This window comes from Sphingobacterium sp. UBA5639 (genome assembly GCF_002421245.1).
Taxonomy (GTDB): domain Bacteria; phylum Bacteroidota; class Bacteroidia; order Sphingobacteriales; family Sphingobacteriaceae; genus Sphingobacterium; species Sphingobacterium multivorum.
The window spans coordinates 507,059-526,836 of the sequence record NZ_DIJR01000002.1 but is presented as its reverse complement, the minus strand read 5'-3'; the positions used below and the strand labels follow the sequence as shown (position 1 = coordinate 526,836).

The window sequence follows — 19,778 nt, the reverse complement described above, 5'->3', positions numbered from 1 at the left end:
TAGCTGGGAAACGGTGCAGATCAATATTTTCCAAACCCTTGTACTTTAGCTTTTGTTCCTGTAATAACTTAAACAAGTAATTTTTAGTTATAAATAAGGACAATTCCGATATGACACAGATGACAGAAGTAATTATACATGCCGCCCGCCTAGGCAATGTCGAAGTATTACAGGAACTTATTCGACAGCAGGTAGATTTAAATAGCCGTGACACCAAAGGCTACACGCCGTTGATTATCGCCTGCTATAATAATCAGCTCGCCGCGGCTAAGCTATTGCTCGAATCTGGCGCCGATGTTGATGCACAGGATAATGGTGGCAATACCGCATTGATGGGGGTTGCCTTCAAAGGCTATAAGGATATCGCTGAGATTCTCATTCAACATGGTGCAAACTTAAACCTACAACATGGCAACGGCGGTACAGCACTGATGTTTGCGGCCATGTTTGGCCGAAATGATGTGTTAAAACTGTTGCTCGACAAGGGCGCAGATCCAACGCTCCTTGATGTTCGCGGGCTTTCTGTATGCGACCTTGCGGCCCAGCAGGGCAATGAAGGCGCGATTGCGATACTGGCAAACTAAAGAAAAGATCCGATCGGATAAATACCATCTTAAATAGCGAAAGCCCGGCGTATTACCGGGCTTTTTTATTGTTACCGCCACTTTTCTAAGCCGGTACCTGTCTTGGTTTTTCACGCTCCCAAAAGCGGTGCTGCGCAATTGCTTTGACAAATTTCTCCGCTAAGTAACTGGCGTCTTTTTCGACAATGACTCCTTCTTCAAGCACAGTTTCCTCTGAAAATTCGTCGGGAAGCTTATCGAAGAAATAAGTAGCTTCCAATACCTGAATTGCATCCGCATCCGCTGCAATTGCTTTACAATGTTTAAACGCTTCATTCAGAAAATGTACCGCGTTTGCCTCCGCTTCCAGTGTTGCCACACTATTTTTTCCACCAGGCACATATACAGCATCATACAGTACAGATGCCCCTGTCAGGAAGCTCTCTTCAACCGGGATTTTCGAATTATCAGAGGCCGTGATCTCGCCCAGTTTCGGGGCAATAACATGCACTACCGCACCAGCGGCTACAATCGCTTCGCTTACCGTTTGCAGAGATACCGCATCAACTCCATCCGCAGCAAGTATGGCTACTTTTCTGCTTTGGATACTATCTTTTACCGTATCTTTCATACTCAATGCAGGTGAAACTTTAACCTTTCCTTCAACTTGGATAGGCTCAAAATTTTCGGGGTCAGCATCGGCTGGAAAACTGCGATTGATCGGCTTTTTGGGTTCCTGCGGCACCTTTAATCCAAGTGCAAACGCTACTTCAGCAGCAAGGCCTTTATCCACTAAAGACAAGATACCAATCATACGTTGCCTTACAGCGACGGTTTTTACCTTCCCCAATTCGAAACTGAACGCATCAATAATATGATTTTTCTCGGGCTCTGACTGGCTGTGAAAAAACAACCTTGCCTGGCTAAAATGATCGCGGAAACTATCGCTACGTGCTCGCACTTTTCTCGCGTCAATACGTTCCTGATAGCTCGTAAAGCCACCATCTGCCTCCTTCACCTGGGCAGGGTCGTTACCACCGAGCGAATTTGGCCCATAGCTAGTTTTTCCGCGGTCAATCCTCTGGCGCATAAATCCGTCTCGCTGGTTATTGTATGATGGGTTAATTGGCCGATTAATTGGTATTTCGTGAAAATTGGGACCACCTAAGCGAATCAATTGTGTATCCGTATATGAAAAGAGACGTCCCTGTAATAAGGGGTCATTGGTGAAATCTATCCCTGGTACGACATTGCCTATGTGAAAAGCGGCCTGTTCCGTTTCCGCAAAAAAGTTGTCGGGATTACGATTGAGCGTCATTTTTCCAATTCGCTGTACGGGGACAACTTCTTCAGGAATAATTTTGGTAGAGTCTAGCAAGTCAAAATCAAATTTAAACTCATCTGCCTCTGGAACGATCTGCACGCCTAACTCCCATTCCGGGAATGCGCCGTTTTCGATAGCATCCCAAAGATCGCGCCGGTGAAAATCAGGATCCTTACCTGAAATATTTTGCGCCTCATCCCAAGCGACGGAATGTACCCCCAGAAGCGGCTTCCAATGAAATTTAACAAAGGTGGCTTCTCCCTTCTTATTAATAAATCGAAATGTGTGTACGCCAAAGCCTTCCATCATCCGGTAGCTGCGTGGAATGGCTCGATCACTCATTAACCACATGATCATATGGGTAGACTCCGGCATCAAGGAAATAAAATCCCAAAAAGTATCATGTGCGGAAGCTGCCTGCGGGATTTCATTGTCCGGTTCAGGTTTGACGGCATGTACCAGATCCGGGAATTTCATAGCATCCTGAATAAAGAATACCGGCATATTGTTGCCTACCAAATCGAAATTTCCTTCTTGTGTGTAGAATTTGACGGCAAAGCCACGAACATCACGGGCCAGATCTGTGGATCCCCTGGAACCAGCGACCGTAGAAAAACGTACAAATACCGGGGTCTCTATTTCTGTATCGTTCAAAAAACCAGCTTTGGTCAGCTCTCCCAGCGGTTTGTACAACTTAAAAATGCCATGTGCGCCCGATCCCCGGGCATGCACCACGCGTTCGGGGATACGTTCGTGGTCAAAATGGGTAATCTTCTCCCGTAGGATAAAATCTTCCAGCAGCGTAGCTCCGCGGTCACCTGCACGTAATGAATTTTGATCGTCGTTGATCTTCACTCCCTGGTCGGTGGTCATCAATTGGCCGGTCGCATCGGCTATATGCTGACCTAATGATTTTGTTTTTTCGTTTTCAGGCTGTTTGCCCTTTTTTATTTCTGTTTCTCTCTTTTTCATGTTACTTGATGTGTTATAATTCTTGTGCCGCCGTATAGTTAATTTTATTTTCAGCCACCTCAGTGAGCATTGCGTCAGCCGTTTGTTCCTCTCCGAGTGTCAGCTCAAGCAATTCGGCCACTTCTTGCAGTCCCAATGTGGCAGCAAGCTGGAGCAGACCACCATAGCTGGCGATTTCATAATGCTCTACTTTTTGAGAAGCCAAAATAATACCCACGTCCCGGGTTGCGGTCCCCACTGGAGTACTTTCGATGACGCCCTCCGCTTCTTTGGTAAGCCCTTCCATTGCATCACATTTTTTAGCCAGTGCTTCTTTGCCCAATAGCTTGAATATCTGTTCCAGCCGCGAAACGTGCTCTTCTGTTTCCTTGAGATGATTTTCGATAGCAGTGGCCAATGCCGGTGATGATGCCGCTTTTATCATTTTTGGCAACGATTTGACAAGATGGTTTTCGGCCCAGTAGAGGTCCATTATTTCATCCAAAAAGAGCTCCTGCAACGCTGGATCAGCTTTAACAGTAGCCTTAACTTTAAATTTTGGCGTAGTTCCAGTTTCTTGTTTCATAATCCAATGTTTAGAAAAGTAAATAAACTTATGTTTACTTCATGAACGGATGCCCGAAATAAATCGTTTGCTTTTTTACAAAAAAGCAACCAATATGCGGAAGCGTTCAAGCTATTGAAACAAAACTGGATACAATAAAAAAAAGCTAGGTGGAAAGGTGCCTAGCTTTAAAAAAACATTCTTCATGACTGGGACAAGCAGTCTTTCCTGCAAAATTTGATCGGTCCACTGATTTAAACAGCAATCCGCTATGGGCTGATACCGTCATCTATCCAATATGCAAAACCATGCTTACCGGTGATGATTTACTATATGCAAAAGGCAAGGTAGATGAATAAGTCATCACTTAAGAAAGACCAATACGCGTAAATTCAATTGAACAGCGGCTTACCATAGCAGCCAGGTAAAAATTGCTAGAAAATACGGCCCGATAAAATAGCTATAAATAGACATCAGGCTTAAATAAATGCTGTAATTTAAGCCTGATGTAATAGTTCCTGATATAATAGTTATATCTGATTATCCTATAATTCACTGTTATTGTCGAGCGTGCCTGGCTCATGTCCTGTGGTTTGCTCATGTCTGGCAGTCACTCTTCGGGTCCGTTGGGTCTGATCCGGCGGAAGACCTTCGGTCTTTTTCCCGCCGCTATAGAACGTGTCTTCACTAAAGTGATAATGATCATAGAATTCCGTCGGGTGATAGCTGCTTTCGTTCACGATAAAACCCACATCGCCGGTGCCTTCAAATACATGACGGATACTAAGTTCTGTTTCGGGATCGAGCTGATCCTGTTGATAAGCAGGCAGGCGGATTAACTGATCTTCGTTGACGGATATCACCACAACTTCGCCATCATCGGCAGGATTGTACAGATAATCGGTTGCGGGTTCTTCCGTTGGGATTTCGTCTACTGTTAGTATCACGCTATGGTCGATCGGTTCGACAGCTGGAGTCGGGTAAGCTTCCTCATTGCTGGCCTGAATCTGTGTGCCATCGTAAAGCGACGCCAGTCCAATGGGGACCAATACTTTCTTATCTTCGTCAATAACAAATTCGGCGTCATGGAGATCGATAATGATGTAACGGACCTGTTGGCTTTCAGGGTCAAAGAGCAGATCATCTACCTTGCCGAGCAGTTGGCCGGCCTCATTCTTTACTTTCCAGCCCCGGATATCAGGTTCGCCATCGACAATTTCGTAGTCGCTTCCACCGAGTTCAATCAGATGATTATATTTTTTTTCTTCTAATGCCATGTCTTCAATTTTATTGGGTGATCAATTTTTTATATGCAACGGAGTCTAAAGCGTATCTGTTTGCGGCGCTGTTTCGTTAATGCTTGTATCTGGAGTGGGGTTATTTAACCTGGCGTCACTGTTGTAACGGTTTATAAAATACAGGACCAATCCCAGCGCGATAAGTGAAAGCAGCAGCCATAGCCACCAGGGCGCTCCGTTTCTCGGTTTTACTTCTAAATGTGCCATATATACTTTTTTTTAAAAAAGAACAACCGCTATGGGGCTTCGTTTGAAAAAATTTCGTTTAAGCAAGATTGCCAGGTAAAAGTCAGCTTGAAAACGGTAGAAAAGTAAGAGTTGCACATCGGCGTAAAGGACGCTATTTTCGCTTGGCACAATTGATTGGATAAGCAGTATTCCATTTGAAATAATTAAGTTTGTGGTATAGCGCTTATAAAAAATGCAGTCTCTTTATTTCTATTGGTTACTTGTCTGTTCCTTCGTGGGTACGGCTGTTTTCGGGCAATCGCTGGATTATCCCTCTTTTCGCAATATTTCCTTGGGAACGAATGCAAATACAGTCCACTCTTTTGCACAGGATAGCTTGGGGATGCTTTGGCTGGGAAGTAACAATGGGTTATTTAATTATGATGGCTATGCGCTGCAGCCGCTCACGGGGACCAAATCTCCTTTTCAGACTTTCGTTTACTGCATTGCACTGATCGATAATAAACATTTCGCATTGGGGACAGGGCAGGGGGTGCTGCTCTATAACTATCAGTTCGACCGATTTGAATCTTTTCCGGCAGGGGGACCTGGAGATGTCAGGTCTTTGCTCCTTGTTGGCGATACCTTGTGGATCGGTTCAATAAGTGGTTTGTATTGCTATAATACCAAGACACGTAAACTTATCGATTATCAGAATTCATTTCCAAAGAACAAATCAAAAACCGCCGTGTATGCACTGGAAAAGGTGGGCGATAGAATCTTAATCGGTACATATAATGGACTTTTTGAATTAAATTCATCAAAAAAAGATATTGTGCCTCTACCGCTCCCAGATTATAGGCCGGGGAGTAATCAATTTGTGAATTCTATATTTTCTATTCCGGAATCAGCAAGTACCTATGTGGGGACAGAATACGGCCTGTATCGCTATAATACGAAGAACCATACGCTTCAGAAAACTCCGGTACTACAAAATCATCCCATCAAAGCGATGGCTTCCAAAGATTCCAACACCTTGCTTGTCGGTACGGATGATGGTCTTTTTACGTATCAGCTGGATCAGCAGTTGGTCAAACGGATCAAACATGATTCCCGCAATAGAAACTCGCTGGCCAATAACATCGTGTGGAGTATCTTTAAGGATCGGTCGGAAAATATCTGGCTGGGTACAGACCTGGGATTTTCCTTATGGTCCAACCGTAAGGTGGAAAAAATACTGCCGATCTATCAATTGACTGCGAGCAGCGACGGCAACCGTTTTTATAAAATTAACAGGGATCGCAATGGCTGGTATTGGCTGGGCGGCGATAATGGTTTGATCCGTGTACGTGGGCTGGACGACAAAAATACGGAAAGCAGCTGGTACCGTATGGATGCCAAGACCTATCGTCTGGCACACAACCGTATCCGGGATATATTTGAGGATCATACGGGATTGGTGTGGATAGCCTCAGACGGCGGCGTCAATGTGTTTGATGCGCATACGAAACAGTTTAAAACCTTTACAATTGTCGATGCCAGTGGAAGACGAAATGCGAAATGGTCGTACGACATCTTGCAAGATGGACAGGATAATCTCTGGGTGGCCTCCTATATGGGGGGAATATTTGTCGTCAACCGAAGCCGTTTATTGGAAGCCAAGGGCCCGGTCATAGCAAGCCGTAATTTCAGTAAAGCTGACGGTCTTCTGGAAGATTTTGCCAATCAGATCGTTGACAATGGTAGGGGGAAGATCTTGGCGCTGTTCTATAATAAGGGGATCAGTAGCATTGATGTGGCCACAGGGAAAATAACGGAGCTTAAAGACAGCGCTGGGCATGCATTGGATCAGGCGACCTTTATGCTGAAGGATGGACAGCATACGGTGTGGGTAGGGGAACATGGCGAATTGAGGCGTATTGCTCCGGATGGGAAAAATACATTGGTTCGTTTTGATCCTGTTGGTAAAGGTGAAGTAACTGCCATGGCCGAGGTCAAAGAAAACATCTGGCTGGCAACGAGTATTGGAGTGTGGCAGGTTAATAAGCAGAGTTTAAAAACTGAACTATTAAGATACGGGCAAAGGATATCCTCGATGTATTACGATACAGAGCGGGAGGAAGTGGTGCTGGGCGGAATTGATGAGCTGGTCCTGTTGCCCGCGCAAAATGAGCAAGCGGATCTGGATGGTTCCAAAAAGATTGTGCTCACCGCAATGTATGTCAATAATGAACGTTTCGGTAATTACGACTATGGTTTACGGTATAAAAACGAGATCACTTTGGCGCATGATCAGAATAACCTTCGGCTTGAATTTTCCGATTTGGATTATGGAAATCATTTAGGCTATCGCCTAGCTTATGCTTTTAAAGGAAAAAATGAAACCTGGATTCCGATGGAACGGGGTGACAACAAAGTGCTCCTGTCCAACTTAAGTTCGGGTAACTACGACCTTCAGTTGGCTAAAGTGGATGTCGCCGGTCATGTTGTGTCGGAGATTTATACCTACCATATTCAGATCCGTTATCCATGGTATGCAAGCTATTGGGCCAAAGCTGCTTACGTCCTCGTTGTTATTTTCCTGCTATTTTGGGTCGTCAATTTTTTCAGGGTTCGCAGTACACTAAAATGGGAAAGGCGCGAACGGAGAAAGGTACTTGAGCTCACAAAGATGAAAATGGACTTCCTGGCAGCTGTGTCGCATGAGCTGAAAACCCCGTTAAGCCTGATTTTGGCCCCTGTCAGCCAAATGATGCGGCAGACAAAGAACAGTGACAAAAAGAAGCAGTTGGATGGTGTTCATCGAAATGCCTTAAAAATAAGCCATCTCATCCAGGAATTGATGACTTTTGATCAGGTCGAGCAGCAACAGACGCCCTTGCAGGGCCTGCTTACCTCTCAGATGGATCTGGTCGCCTATAGCAGACAAATTATAGCTGACTGGCAGCAGGTACCTGAGTACAGTACCGTCCATATTGACTTTGTTACCGATGTAGAGAGCTTTTTTATACAGACCGATGTAGCCAAACTGGGATCGATTCTCAACAACCTCATCGCTAATGCCTGTAAGTATAATCGTCCGGAGGGTAGCGTGGAACTGCAGCTGAAAGTAATTGGTCCGGATGTCAAGCTTATCGTTCGGGATACGGGAATTGGTATAGCACCTGAAGACCTACCTTATGTCTTCAGCAAATTCTATCGTTCTTCCCTGAAAGAAGTGAGTGCTGTACAGGGCACGGGCGTTGGTCTGTACCTGGTCAAAAGTTATTGTGAGCAGTTGGGCTGGAGCGTTGATATAGCGAGCGATCAAAAGGGCACAGCCGTAACGCTTAGTTGGAAACATGACCATGTAAACGATAAGGATGCGACCGATAGCATACCGGTAGGGGGTAAACGAAAGCTACTGATCGTCGAAGATAATGCCGAACTCGCTGATTTTTTACGAAATGCCATGCAGTCGCATTACGATTGCCGCATTGTGAGTGATGGTAGCGAGGGCTTACGCTTGATCGACGGACATAGTTTTGTGCCCGACATTATTCTCACGGATGCCATGATGCCCAATATGGGGGGAATTGAAATGGTGAAAAAACTACGACAAAATATCGTGACGGCAACTATTCCGATCATTTTGCTGACAGCACAAGACGATGAGCTGATCAGACGCGAGTGGGTTGCCGTCGGCATAGATGCTTATATGGCGAAACCTTTTGATCTGGACTTGCTCCAGATACAGCTATTGCAGCTCTTGGATAGGAAAGATAAGATTGTCGCTCAATTGCGTATCGACGAAATCAGTAAACCCACAGAAGCAATAGCTGTACATTCACCGGATGAAAAATTTCTGACCAATGTGACACAGCTGATCGAAGAAAATTTGGACGATTCGGAATTTTCGGTGCAGCGGCTCAGTGAGCTCACGGATGTCGCCGCCAGACAACTCCATCGTAAAATTAAGCAACTAACAGGCTATACACCGGTGGAGTATATACGCAGCATTCGTATCAAGAAAGCAGCGCTGTTATTACAGCAAAAAAAGTTTACCGTTTCCGAGGTGATGTATATGGTCGGATTCTCCAATGCTTCTTATTTCTCAAAATGTTTTCAATCGGAATTTGGGATGTCACCAAAGGTGTATATGGAAGGTTATTTGTAATTGGTTGATTGTTAGTGTTGTTTATTGTTTTGGGTGGTTGGGAATGTCCAATTTGTGTTGTTCTTTGTCCGATATGTGGCTTTAAAAAATAATCACGTTTGATAGGTTTGTAAGAGTAATAACCAAAAAATTATAAATCGATACAATCCATGCGTGTAATTATTTTATGCTGCTTTGCTCTCTTGGGCTATGTCAATTCTTACGCTCAATCGAAGGCTATTAAAAAGGTCCCTACAGTTTTTGTCGACCGTGAAGGTGTCATGCGCTGGTCCGACTCCAAAGCTGAAGCTTCATTTTATGGCGTCAATTATACCGTTCCTTTTGCCCATGCCTTTCGGGCTTTACACGATAAAGGCATCGATCGAAAGCGGGCTATTGATCGGGACGTTTATCACTTCGCCCGTTTGGGATATAACGCTTATCGTATCCATATTTGGGATGTAGAAATCTCCGATAAAAATGGTAACCTGATCAGCAATGAACACCTTGATCTATTGGATTATCTACTTTTTAAACTTCAGGAAAGGGGAATTAGGATCCTGATTACGGGAATGACCAATTTTGGTAATGGTTATCCTGAAAGAAATATAAATACAGATGCATTTACGTATCATTATGATAAGTGTGAGGTTCATGCTAATCCACAGGCGATAGCTGCTCAAGAAAAATACATTACCCAGTTACTTCATCATGTCAACCCGTATACCGGAAATGCTTATCAGACGGACCCTTACATCATAGGCTTTGAAATAAATAATGAACCTTGCCATACAGGTGCCATTCAGACGACGTCGGACTATATCGGTCGAATGGTGAATGCCATGAAGAAAAGTGGGAACAAAAAACCGATTTTCTACAATGTAAGTCATAATATGGAACATGTTAAGGCTTATTTTGATGCTGATATCCAAGGCACAACTTATCAATGGTATCCTGTGGGACTGGTTGCTGGACGGGAACGTCAAGGGAATTTTCTTCCTTACATTGATCAGTACGATATCCCTTTTTCAAACTTGAAAGGCTTCGCCAACAAAGCGAAAGCAGTTTACGAATATGATCCTGCTGATAATCTTTACAGCTACATGCATCCCGCAATGAGCCGCACATTTCGTTCGGCGGGATTTCAGTGGATCACTCAGTTTGCTTACGATCCGATGGATATTGCAGCCTATAATACCGAATATCAGACACATTATCTCAATTTGGCTTATACACCGGCAAAAGCACTGAGTACCATGATTGCTGCAGAGGTGGCTTATACGATACCGAGAAATAAAAAGTTTGAACATTACCCTCAAGACACCCTATTTGGCGATTTTAGTGTTAGTTATGAGCAGGATCTCTCCGTGATGAATGCGCAGGATAAGTATTTTTACACCAATAATACGACTGTAAGGCCTTTAAATCCAACGAAATTGCAACATGTTGCCGGTCATGGTTCGTCACCTGTGGTGGAATACGGTGGATCTGGTGCTTATTTTTTAGATCGTCTGGAAGATGGTCTATGGCGCTTGGAGGTTATGCCGGATGCAGAAAAAATCGCTGATCCTTTTGCTAAGCCATCGCTCGATCGTGAGGTGGTACATATTCTGTACCGGTCACAGAGGATCGATATTCGGATTCCTGATCTAGGCGACCTGTTTACCGTCCGTTCACTGTTAGGGAAAAATGACACCGATGAAGCTATTTCAGTCGCTAAAACAAGTTTCAGCGTTAAGCCTGGAGTATATCTGTTAAAGCGTAAGAATATCCAGCTGAAAAATAGCTGGCTAGCTTCCTCGCCCTGGAAAAATGGCTATTTGGGCGAATATTACGCGCCAAAAACTGAAGCGCTGAAGCAGCCTTTATTGATACACCAGCAGCCCGAAATATTGGAAAAAGGGCGCTCTACCAAATTGCAGTTCCGTTATGTTTTTGAAAAACAGCCCGATTCCATTATTCTACAAACGGACCAGGTTTCGTTTTGGAAAGATCATAATCCCTACATCAAGTTGATCTCCAAAGATAACTGTACCTATGAAGCGGATGTCCCGGCATCTTTATTCGTGGGCAATGAATTGAAATATACAGCTACTGTGTTTGTGGATGGTGAAAAAATTACCTATCCTGATAATCAGACTGGAGCACCGCTGGATTGGAATTATCGTGTCAATAGGTATTGGACGGTGGGCTTATATGAGCAGCGTGCGCCTATAGGGCTTTTTGAGTCCTTGTCCAAAGTGTCTTCTTTGGAAACTTTCGCTATTCCAGAAACGGCTTACATGAATGCGAAACGGGAGCATCATGATCTCAGTAAAGTTCCTTTTTGGACCTATACTTTTCATGCCAAGGATTCGGGGGTACAGTATTTTTGGGTAAAAGATATCAAATCGGCAATTGCTGAACGGCCTGTGGGTATCGCTGCTGCCACAAAGCTCTGTATACTCTTGAAACATGAAGGCGGGAATCCGCTGCTGAATGCTGGGTTTGTGACAAAAAAAGGGTATACCTATGTGGATAATATAGCTATTGGGGCATCCGGCGAAACAGTGGTTCGTATGGATCTAGCCAACTTAAAGCTCGTGCCTACGGCTTTGCTACCTGCTCCTTATCCTGTATTTCTTGAACGGTTTTTTAAGCCCACGGTTCTGGTTCAATTTGACAAAAGGGATATCGAAAAACTAATCGTTTCAGGCGAAAAGATGGAGGGGGTGGCACTATCTATAGCTGCGATATGGCTCGAATAGCGATACAGCTGCTTAATGCCACCGATTAGTAGGGCATGGATAATAATCCGTCAGGCCGTAAGGATCAAGGTTTGGAGCAGAACGACGACCTGAAAAAAACGGCTGCGTTTTTTAGGGGAATGCTTAAATAAAGCGATAAGGAATACAAAAAATATAATAAAGGGAAAGAAAACAATTATAAACACATCTAAATTTTAAACAATGAAGGGTTTTGCATTTAAAACAAGTTTATTGGGCTTGTCCTTGCTATCCTGTCTTGGGGAAACGCAGCTTTATGCTGCAACGAAAGGGGAAAGCAAGTGGATCAGGTCGATGCAACAACAGGATGTCCGTGGGGTGGTCCGCAACGAGCATGGGCAGGTGATGGCAGGTGTAACAGTATTGGTGGCCGGAACTACGGTGGGCACTTCAACAGCGAGTGATGGCTCGTACCGTATCTCATTGCCCAAGGGTAAATCCCAGCTTCTATTCTCTGTTGTAGGCTACAGTAGCCAAACCTTGACGGTGGTAGGGGGAACATCCGTGGATGTCAGCATGGTGCCTGCGGGAAATGTGCTGGAAGAGCTCGTCATCGTAGGTTATGGTAGTACAACAAAAAAGGATCTAACCGGTGCCGTAAATACGGTCGGAAGCAAGGATTTTAACAGTGGACTTGTCGGCTCTCCCGAACAGCTGATCAATGGAAAAACAGCTGGTGTGCAGGTGATGTCCAACAGCGGTTCTCCTTCTTCCGGGAGTACGATACGTATCCGTGGGGGAGCCTCCTTGAGTGCCAGCAACGATCCATTGATCGTATTGGACGGTGTACCGCTAGAGACTGGTGGTATTAGCGGCAATAGTGGCAATTTTCTCAGTCTGATCAACCCGAATGATATCGAAAGCATGACAGTGCTCAAAGATGCATCATCGACAGCAATATATGGATCCCGAGCGTCAAACGGGGTATTATTGATAACAACAAAGAAGGGTAAAGGAGATGCTTTACGGCTTTCTTTCTCTTCAATCGTGTCCATGCAGCAGGCTATGGGAGTGGCTGATATGATGTCGCGCGATGAATTTGCCTCGCTCATCAATACCAAAGGGAGCACTGCCCAAAAGGCGTTATTGGGCAATGCCTCAACAGATTGGCTGTCTGAGGTTTTTCAGGATGCCATCGGGACGGATAATAACTTAAGTCTACAGGGAAAGATCGGCAAAACCTTGCCTTTTCGTACATCGGTGGGCTATTATAATCAGCAAGGGACTTTGCGGACCGACAAAACGGAGCGCGTGACGGGCGCTTTGGTGTTAAATCCCACTTTTTTTAATAAACACCTGACCGTAAATTTAAATGTTAAAGGTGCCCATAACAACAACGGTTTTGCCAATACCGATGCGATATGGTCTGCTGTAGCATTTAATCCTACGCAACCGATTTATTCTGGGGCAGATGCTTATGGTGGCTATTACGAGAGTTTGGATAATGCCGGTCTTCCGGCAACAGGTGCAAACCTCAATCCACTTGGATTGCTCAAGCAGGAAAAACACCGTAGTACAGTCAATAGAGCCGTGGGTAACCTTGACCTCGATTATAAATTCCATCTGCTACCTGAATTGAAAGCGCACGTAACACTCGGATATGACTATGCCAAAGGAAATGGATCGAATCTTATTCCGGCAAGTGCAGCCAATAATTTTACGATCGGAGGCGCTTTTGACCGTTATGAACAGACGCTTAAAAATAAATTGTTTACAGGCTATCTAAACTATAATAAGTTCTTCCCGGAAATTAAAAGTACAATTGACGTGACAGCAGGTCACGATTATCAATATTGGAGTGCCCGACGGCCACCTATAGTATACTATAACGAAGCTGGTGATATACGCTCGACTGCTATTGCATCTGACGAACGACATACGCTGATTTCCTGGTACGGACGGATCAACTATAATTACGATAACCGTTATTTATTGACCGCTACGGTCCGTAAGGATGGAACTTCCCGATTCAGCCCCGAAAACCGTTGGGGAACATTTCCCTCAGTCGCCTTGGCCTGGCGTCTTTCGCAGGAGTCTTTCATGAAAGGAATCTCTTTCCTGGACGATCTAAAGCTCCGTGCGAGTTACGGCGTTACAGGTCAGCAGGAAGGGATCGGAAATTACGAATATTTGCCGGTATACAATTTGGGAACAGCCTATGCACAGTATCGTTTCGGCGATCAGTACCATCTGGTGTATAGACCATCGGTTTACAATCGGGACTTACGCTGGGAAACGACCAAAGCATTTAACTACGGCCTGGATTTCGCTTTCTGGAAAAACAGGCTGTCTGGTGCAATTGACTATTACACAAGAAAAACGCATGATCTATTGGCCAATGTGCCTGTAGCCGCAGGAACCAATTTTGACCAGAACGCGACTATCAACGTAGGTAATGTCGAAAGTAGTGGCTTCGAATTTCAACTGAATACCGTACCCATACAAAAGGATAATTTGCGCTGGGAAGTCAATTTCAATGCGACTAATCAGCATACAAAAGTAACCAATATAGCTTTGGTGCAGGATGCGAATGCCATAGGAACTTATGTGGGACCGAATGTCAGTGGCCGTGGTATACAGATTCTGACAACGGGGTATCAGCCTTACATGTTTTATGTCTACAAACAGTTGTACAATGAGGCTGGCAAGCCGCTCGAAGGTGTATATGCGGATCTGAATGGTGATGGAGCGATCAACGAAAAGGACTTGTACCGCTATCAAGCGCCCGCGGCAAAATGGCTCTTTGGTTTCAATACGCAGTTAACTTACAAAAAATGGACAGCAGCAACGACACTACGCGCAAATTTGGGTAACTACGTATTCAATAATACCAAAATGAATCTTAGTGCTTGGGAAACAGTTCAATATGTGGATGCGTCGATCAACAACTTACATCGGGATTACTTGAATACCCAATTCCAGACCAGACAGTATTATTCGGATTATTACGTCGAAAATGCTTCCTTCCTTCGGATGGAAAACCTGTCGGTGAACTATAATTTTGGTCAGGTGGGTAAGATCTCCAATCTACGTGTGGGTGCGGTAGCTCAGAATGTTTTTATTGTGAGCAAATATAGCGGCATGGACCCTGAGGTTCCGAGTGGCTTCGACAGTTCGTTCTACCCACGCTCAAGAACTTTCTCCTTGAGTCTCAATATGGATTTTTAATGGCTCCCTCAAAAAAGAAAACTTATATAGCGATGAAAAATATAAAAAGATATTGTTTTGGATTGTTGAGTATAATCGCATTGCTACAATCCTGTACAAAAGACTTAAACCAGTATCCCACTGTAGAAACTACTTCGGAGTCGGTATACACCTCTGTGGATGGTTACCGGGCAGTACTTGCTAAATTGTATGCCTCATTTGCCGTTGCGGGCAATGGACGTGGTGATGCCGATCCGGATATGGCGGGCAGCACGGCCTCTTGGGGTTACCTTCGGGTTTACTTTAACTTGCAGGAGGTACCGACTGATGAAGTGATCTATACATGGGCAGGAGGCGACAATATGACCGATATCCAGTATATGACCTGGGGAGCTTCTGATACCTGGGTGAATGCCATGTATTATCGGATCTACTATACGGTAGCCATCTGTAATGAATTTCTACGGAATGCAACAACAGAGAAGCTGGCGACTTTTAATTCGGCCGAGCAGGCACAAATTTTGGAGTTCGCAGCCGAAGCGCGTTTTCTGCGTGCATTGGCCTATAGTCATGCCATGGACCTTTATGGGAACGTTCCTTTTGTGACTGAAAAGGACCCGGTTGCTGCATTTTTTCCACCACGGATGACAAGAGCTGATCTCTTTGCATTTATTGAAAAAGAATTGACTGAGATCGAGACGATCTTACCGGAAGCACGTCAAAATGAGTATGGCCGGGTAAGCCGTGCTGCCGCCTGGTCCCTATTGGCCAAAAATTATCTTAATGCACAGGTCTATACGGGTACAGCACGAAATGCGGAATGTCTGAATTATGCTAAAAAAGTGATTGATGCTGGATATTCCTTAAATGCGAACTATAAGCAGGTATTTAATGCTGATAATGATAAACGGACCAATGAAATTATTTTCCCGATAGAGGCCGATGTAGCGCATACAACGACATGGGGTGCGACAACGTATCTTGTCAACGGCCCTATTGTTGGAAGCATGAAATCATCGGATTACGGTGTGCTTTCCGGCTGGAATAGTTTTCGTACACTTCGCGAATTTGTGGCACTCTTTCAGGCGGAAGACAAAAGAGGTGATTTCTGGAAAAACGGCCAGTCCCTGGATGTCGAAGACCCCGCTGCCTCGAGCCAGGGATATGGGCTTGTTAAGTTTACAAATTTGAAAGATGATGGTACCTATACGACAGATGAAGGTTTGGTAAGTACTGATTTCCCGATGATCCGCTTGGCCGACGTGTATCTAATGTATGCTGAGGCTGTACTGCGCGGTGGCGGAGGAAGTGTACAGGAAGCGATCAGGTTGGTAAACAGTATCCGTCAGCGGGGGTATGGTAGTTCGGCCGGAGCCATTGACCAGGCGCAGCTGACACTGGATTTTATCCTTGCAGAACGCGGCCGTGAACTGTTTTGGGAGTGTACGCGTCGTACTGACCTGATTCGATTTGGGAAATTTACCGGTAGCGATTACATCTGGCAATGGAAAGGCGGTGACATGAACGGCCGCTCTGTGGATGCGAAATTCAATCTGTATCCGATTCCAACCACTGATATGAGCGCTAACCCGAATTTGATCCAAAATCCTGGCTACTAGCGGTGGCTGGCATTAATAACTAAATCTATGGAGATATACGGCTATTTGAAAGCACATATGCTGCGAAGAGTATCCAGGTATTCCCATATGGACTTTTAAAGATAATGATACCTATGAAACAATTGACACTCTATATCCTGGTGTTGCTTTTCGTTGCCTGTAAAAAGGAGGGTGGAACACCGGCTGTCAGTGGGATAAAACCTGCAGTGTTGTACAGCAGTACAACAGAACTGGTCTTAAAATCTACTGATCGCAAGGCCGTGGCTCTGCAGCTTGTCTGGGATGAGGCGATTTTGGCCAGCGATGAACCAATGGCGCAGTCGGCTTTAAAAAATAAAATAGAAATTGCTGCTGATCCATCTTTTTCTGCTGTCTCCAAAAGTATCGAACAGGTTGCAAGCTCGCTCAGCTATACGCATGAACAATTGAATAACCTTGTCACGGGAATGGGATTTTTGCCTGATGAAAAGAATGTGTTTTATGTCCGTATTGCTTCACGATTGGGAACCAATACAGATTGGCTCTACAGCAATGTGATCGCCCTGACTGTCACCGCTTACCAGCCCGTTGAGGATGCTGCCTATCTCTATCTATCAAATAAAGAGTTTACGCAATTTCCATGGAAACTGTGTTCGAGAAAGGAAGATGGTTTTTACGATGGTTTTGTGCGTCTCGACCAATGGTACAACTTCTATTTAACCAATGCGGAAAGTGCGAGTGCACCGCTCATCTATGGTTCTTATCCCCTGGATGGTAGCCAATATATCTTGTATAGCGGAGCTGATCGCTGGAATTGCTGGACGAGTAAAGGTGGATACTTATACTTGACAGCCGATGTCAATAAATTGGCCTGGAAAGAAACTTCCGTAGAATCCATGACGGTAACGGGCGATTTTAATGGTTGGAGTGCAACAGCAACACCAATGGTATATGACCAGACGGCGAAGGTTTGGAAAGCAACCATCACGACAACGGTAGCTGAACAATGGGGAATTAAGGTATTGATCAATGGCAGCTGGACTTGGTTTTTTGGCGCAGCAGAGGGCGATGGAAACTGTGCTTTGTATACGGCCGATGGAACTGGCTTCGCTTATGATAAGATCGGTACACATACCTTGATTCTTGATCTAAGCGATCCAAAACAATTCAAATATCATGTGGAATAAAATAGATAGGGACGGGTTCTTAAATGAAATAATCGGATGAAAAAAATAAAAATAATGTTGGCCCTAATAGGCTTGTGTTTGGGCTTGTCTGGCTGCAACGACAAAGATAATCTTAAGGTGGATGTACCTAAAACACATTTGGCAAAAGGTGCGGACGTGAGCTGGATTACTGAAATGGAAGCCTCAGGTGTGCAATTTTTTAATGCAGGAGGCAGCGCAGTGGATGGGCTGAAAATCTTGCGTGGACTGGGCATGGATGCGGTACGATTGCGTGTTTGGGTAGATCCTCAGCAAGGCTGGTGCAACAAGAATGATGTACTGGTCAAAGCTCGTCGTGCGCATCATCTGGGCATGCGTATTATGGTGGATTTTCATTACAGTGACACCTGGGCGGATCCGGGACAGCAGACAAAGCCTGCAGCTTGGAAGAGTTTATCGTTTGATGGTTTAAAGAAGGCTGTTAGTGATCATACAACGGAGGTTCTTCAATTGCTAAAAGATAGCGGTATCTCACCTGAATGGGTGCAGGTCGGTAATGAAACGGGCAATGGGATGCTTTGGGAAGATGGAAAAGCCTCTGTCAGTATGGCTAATTATGCCACATTGAATAATGCCGGCTATGATGCGGTAAAAGCAGTATTTCCGGCAGCAAAAGTGATCGTACACCTGCACAATGGATTTGACAATAACTTGTTTCGTTGGATGTTCGATGGTCTGAAAAACAACGGTGGGAAATGGGATGTGATTGGCATGTCACTTTACCCGACTCCAGCAAACTGGAAAGAGCGCAATGCAGCCTGCATCAGTAACATCAAAGATATGGTTGCCCGATACAATTCAGAAGTGATGATCTGCGAGGTGGGGATGAGCTGGGATGAAGCAGATAGTGCTGAAATATGGTTAAAGGATCTTTTCAACGCGGTCAATAGTGTGCCCGATCAGAAAGTACTGGGTATATTCTATTGGGAGCCTTTGGCGTATGGTGGGTGGAATGGTTATACCCTAGGTGCATTTGACAATAATGGGCGCCCAACAAAAGCATTGAATGCGTTTAAATAAGGTATATTTAAACCGCTGAATGACAATGAAAAAATTGAACTGTAGACTATAAACACCTGATTTGATGATGAGATTACTGCGTACGACTTACTTTTTGTTTCTTTTATTCCTACTTGTTCCGGGCAATTCGTACGGACAGTCTGCACGGCAATCCTTCTTGTTGGAGAAAAACTGGCGTTTTTTTCAAGGTGAGGTTGTTCATGGGGAGTCAGTAGCATTGGATGATAAGGCCTGGAAAAAAGTCACGGTACCGCATGATTGGGCTATTTTCGGGCCCTTGGACCGGTCACACGATCTGCAGGATGTTGCCTTGATCGTTTAGGCAGGGGAAGAAAATCGGGAAGGATTCAGATAAAGGCGAAGTGCAAAGATTTAAAAGAGGGGGTATTAACTGTACAGACTGTAAATTCTAAAACGTTTTGACCGTAGCTTTTGTTTAAATGATACCTTAAGTAAGTTAGTGAGTTGATTGTATTTTAACAGAAAGGCTAGATCGATATCGATCTAGCCTTTCTTGTGCATTATTTTCTCCTAATCTGTAGCTTGACACCTAGGCCGAGGCCAATATAATCATCAAATGTAAGATACTTTTTCTGTACGGCGCTAACGAGGTAAAGATCGCTGGTATGAAGATCATAATAGAATTTTACGCCTTCAAAATAAGAGTTGCTGGATTTTATTTTATAACTGAAGTCCTGTCCTACAAAGATATTGATGCGTAGCCTGGTCGAAAACCGATAATAGCTATTCGGGTATTTGTCAGGTTCTTTATACCAAAATTGTTTACCCAATGTCGTATTGAGATAAGCACCGGTACGCAAGGGATGATAAGTAAACTGTTTATTGAGTTTAATTTTCCACGGTGTATACGATTGACGCAGCGTTAAGGTAAGTTTAGCCCGGTCTGTATCATATTTCGGTACATAGCCAAGCAGGAAATCTGTCGACTGGAATCTCTGTTCGGGAGAAATGGAAGCAATCAGCAAAGGCGGCGCTACATTCTTGGCTAAGATGAGTC

General features: G+C 44.5%; 13 protein-coding genes. 8 read left to right on the top strand and 5 right to left on the bottom strand.

Annotated elements, in window-relative coordinates; genetic code table 11:
* The first annotated feature begins 119 nt into the window (after positions 1 to 119).
* Positions 120 to 584 carry an ankyrin repeat domain-containing protein gene (locus B4Z90_RS03120; RefSeq protein ID WP_349681250.1) on the top strand — a complete coding sequence of 155 codons (465 nt, stop codon included), beginning with the start codon at positions 120 to 122 and terminating at the stop codon, positions 582 to 584.
* 85 nt (positions 585 to 669) lie between these two features.
* Here the strand turns inward: B4Z90_RS03120 and B4Z90_RS03115 are convergent, their stop codons facing one another.
* From B4Z90_RS03115 to B4Z90_RS03100, 4 genes are all read right to left on the bottom strand, one after another.
* Positions 670 to 2,859, bottom strand: a complete 2,190-nt coding sequence (locus tag B4Z90_RS03115) for a catalase (RefSeq protein ID WP_088162365.1) — start codon at positions 2,857 to 2,859, stop codon at positions 670 to 672.
* Between the two features lie 13 nt (positions 2,860 to 2,872).
* A complete protein-coding gene (locus B4Z90_RS03110; protein ID WP_088162364.1) occupies positions 2,873 to 3,424 on the bottom strand; it encodes a ferritin-like domain-containing protein in 552 nt (183 codons plus the stop codon).
* Positions 3,425 to 3,948: 524 nt separating this feature from the next.
* Positions 3,949 to 4,680: a PRC-barrel domain-containing protein gene (locus B4Z90_RS03105; protein ID WP_088162363.1), complete on the bottom strand. Its 732-nt coding sequence runs from the start codon at positions 4,678 to 4,680 to the stop codon at positions 3,949 to 3,951.
* Between the two features lie 45 nt (positions 4,681 to 4,725).
* Entirely contained in the window at positions 4,726 to 4,908 is a 183-nt protein-coding gene (locus tag B4Z90_RS03100) for a hypothetical protein (protein WP_088162362.1), read from the bottom strand.
* Between the two features lie 214 nt (positions 4,909 to 5,122).
* Here B4Z90_RS03100 and B4Z90_RS03095 point away from each other — a divergent pair, with 214 nt between their 5' ends.
* The 7 genes from B4Z90_RS03095 to B4Z90_RS03065 all read left to right on the top strand — a co-directional run bounded on the left by B4Z90_RS03095 (position 5,123) and on the right by B4Z90_RS03065 (position 19,082).
* Positions 5,123 to 9,025: an ATP-binding protein gene (locus B4Z90_RS03095; protein WP_088162361.1), complete on the top strand. Its 3,903-nt coding sequence runs from the start codon at positions 5,123 to 5,125 to the stop codon at positions 9,023 to 9,025.
* Positions 9,026 to 9,174: 149 nt separating this feature from the next.
* A complete protein-coding gene (locus B4Z90_RS03090; RefSeq protein WP_286801358.1) occupies positions 9,175 to 11,751 on the top strand; it encodes a hypothetical protein in 2,577 nt (858 codons plus the stop codon).
* A 201-nt stretch (positions 11,752 to 11,952) separates the two neighbouring features.
* A complete protein-coding gene (locus tag B4Z90_RS03085) occupies positions 11,953 to 14,937 on the top strand; it encodes a SusC/RagA family TonB-linked outer membrane protein (RefSeq protein ID WP_286801356.1) in 2,985 nt (994 codons plus the stop codon).
* 32 nt (positions 14,938 to 14,969) lie between these two features.
* Positions 14,970 to 16,535, top strand: a complete 1,566-nt coding sequence (locus tag B4Z90_RS03080; RefSeq protein WP_088163671.1) for a RagB/SusD family nutrient uptake outer membrane protein — start codon at positions 14,970 to 14,972, stop codon at positions 16,533 to 16,535.
* A gap of 113 nt (positions 16,536 to 16,648) precedes the next feature.
* Positions 16,649 to 17,701: a DUF5111 domain-containing protein gene (locus tag B4Z90_RS03075; protein WP_198385954.1), complete on the top strand. Its 1,053-nt coding sequence runs from the start codon at positions 16,649 to 16,651 to the stop codon at positions 17,699 to 17,701.
* Between the two features lie 36 nt (positions 17,702 to 17,737).
* Positions 17,738 to 18,760, top strand: a complete 1,023-nt coding sequence (locus B4Z90_RS03070) for a glycoside hydrolase family 53 protein (RefSeq protein ID WP_286801353.1) — start codon at positions 17,738 to 17,740, stop codon at positions 18,758 to 18,760.
* Between the two features lie 64 nt (positions 18,761 to 18,824).
* Positions 18,825 to 19,082, top strand: coding sequence for a hypothetical protein (locus B4Z90_RS03065; protein WP_204991014.1), 258 nt, complete (start codon positions 18,825 to 18,827; stop codon positions 19,080 to 19,082).
* Positions 19,083 to 19,281: 199 nt separating this feature from the next.
* Here B4Z90_RS03065 and B4Z90_RS03060 read toward each other — a convergent pair whose 3' ends face one another.
* Positions 19,282 to 19,746: a hypothetical protein gene (locus B4Z90_RS03060; RefSeq protein ID WP_112376000.1), complete on the bottom strand. Its 465-nt coding sequence runs from the start codon at positions 19,744 to 19,746 to the stop codon at positions 19,282 to 19,284.
* Positions 19,747 to 19,778 lie beyond the last annotated feature (32 nt).